Below are 1,642 nucleotides of genomic sequence, written 5' to 3'. Positions count from 1 at the left end.
GGCACTAACTCTATAATGGTTGGCAAATCGCTACGCATAAATGGATTTATTTTTAGCTCCTGTCCAATAGAGGTCGGTAGAGAAATTTGATTATTCCTGCGTAATTCATCTACTTTTTTACTGTACTCAAGGAGTTCTGGATTGCGTGGTTCAACTGCTTTGGCAAAGGCAAGATTAGCTTGTGTGTATTCGTGCGTGCAATAAACAACACAGCTTGCAGGCAGCTCTCTTAGTTTATTAAAAGATTTCCACATTTGCTCTGGCGTGCCTTCAAATAAGCGCCCACATCCGCTGCTAAATAATGTATCGCCTGTAAAAGCAAGTTCATCATTTGTGTAACAAATATGATCAAGCGTGTGCCCAGGAGTTGCTAAAATAGTAAAGTTAATATTAAGCACACTGATGCTTTGTCCATCAGTGAGTGCGTGAGTGACGCCTTTAAATGGACTATTTGCAGGGCCATAAACCGATATATCTGGATAGGCGTCAACTAATTCAGCTACGCCATCAGTGTGGTCGTAGTGATGATGCGTAATTAAAATACCACCAAGCGTTAGTTTGTGCTCAGCTAAGTAGGTTAATACGGGATGTGCTTGGCCTGGATCGACTACCCATGCCTGGTTACTGTTATCGGTAGTTAAACACCAAATGTAATTATCAGAAAAGGCTTTAATTGCTTTGACTTGCACCATGGTAAATTGCTCTATAAAGTGACACTTATCGCATAGTATAACGAGCTCAAAAAATGAAACCAGCCCTTAGTTTTCAAGAAGGACCCAAACCACTGTCGTGGCAGCAGTTTCCTCATGGGGATTATTTACGCACAGATATTGAACGTAAAATGGAGCAATGGCTTCCGCGTATGTTTGGCTATCATATGCTTAAGTTGGGTAATTTAAGTGGCGAATTAAACACAAGTATAAGTACGATTAAACACCAAGTGTGTGTTGCAGAGCCTGGGCCTTACACTGGGGTAGTTGCTGACATAGATGAATTGCCATTTTACGAGCACAGTATTGATGCTTGTATACTAAGCCACTGCTTAGAGTATCATTCAGACCCACATCACATTTTACGAGAAGCACATCGCACGCTTATTCCGGGCGGTTATATACTAGTGACTGGTTTTAATCCGTTTAGTTTGTGTGGGCTTGCACAAATGCTGCCTTTTAGTGGTCAGAAGTTACCATGGACGGGGCGCTTTTTTACCCCTGCGAGGGTTAAAGATTGGCTAAATTTATTGGGTTTTGAAATTGTAAGTGACGAACGTTTTATTTATTCATCACTGGCAAGAGGTAACAGGTTATCAAGATTTGAGTTTTGGCGGACTTTTGCAAAACAGTATTTAAAACCAATGGGCAGTGTTTATATGCTGGTGGCACGAAAAAGAGTTGCGCCACTTACGCCGATAAAACCTAAGTGGCATGCTAGGCCGCAGTTTGCACCAGTAAAAGGGGCAGGGCTTAGACAAACGTCAAAGCAACACTTTAAATCGTGCGAGCAAAAAAATAATACCAATTGCATTAAATAAGTGATCTATCATAGCGCTAAGAAAATAGCACATTAACAAGGCGAAAATTGTGACATATAGTTGTTCTATATGAATAATTTTTAACGCAGTTAGTGAGTTATTTAATGCGAT

General features: G+C 40.6%; 2 protein-coding genes. One reads left to right on the top strand and one right to left on the bottom strand.

The annotated features are described in order from the left end of the window. Nucleotides 1-692 (bottom strand): hydroxyacylglutathione hydrolase (gloB, locus tag H5072_RS18830; protein ID WP_182694436.1); only part of this gene is annotated, 692 nt, incomplete at its 3' end. A gap of 53 nt (nucleotides 693-745) precedes the next feature. Between gloB and H5072_RS18825 the strand changes: the two genes are divergently transcribed. Further along, a complete protein-coding gene (locus H5072_RS18825; protein WP_002963022.1) occupies nucleotides 746-1,531 on the top strand; it encodes a class I SAM-dependent methyltransferase in 786 nt (261 codons plus the stop codon). Nucleotides 1,532-1,642 lie beyond the last annotated feature (111 nt).

This window comes from Pseudoalteromonas sp. SR45-5 (genome assembly GCF_014163565.1).
GTDB lineage: Bacteria > Pseudomonadota > Gammaproteobacteria > Enterobacterales > Alteromonadaceae > Pseudoalteromonas > Pseudoalteromonas distincta.
Note: the sequence above shows the minus strand (reverse complement) of the source record. Positions and strands in the feature narration are given on the sequence as shown.

Bases quoted from the DNA above. Each gene is read 5' to 3' on its own strand.
- H5072_RS18825 (WP_002963022.1), top strand. From the start codon at position 746: ATGAAACCAGCCCTTAGTTTTCAAGAAGGACCCAAACCACTGTCGTGG.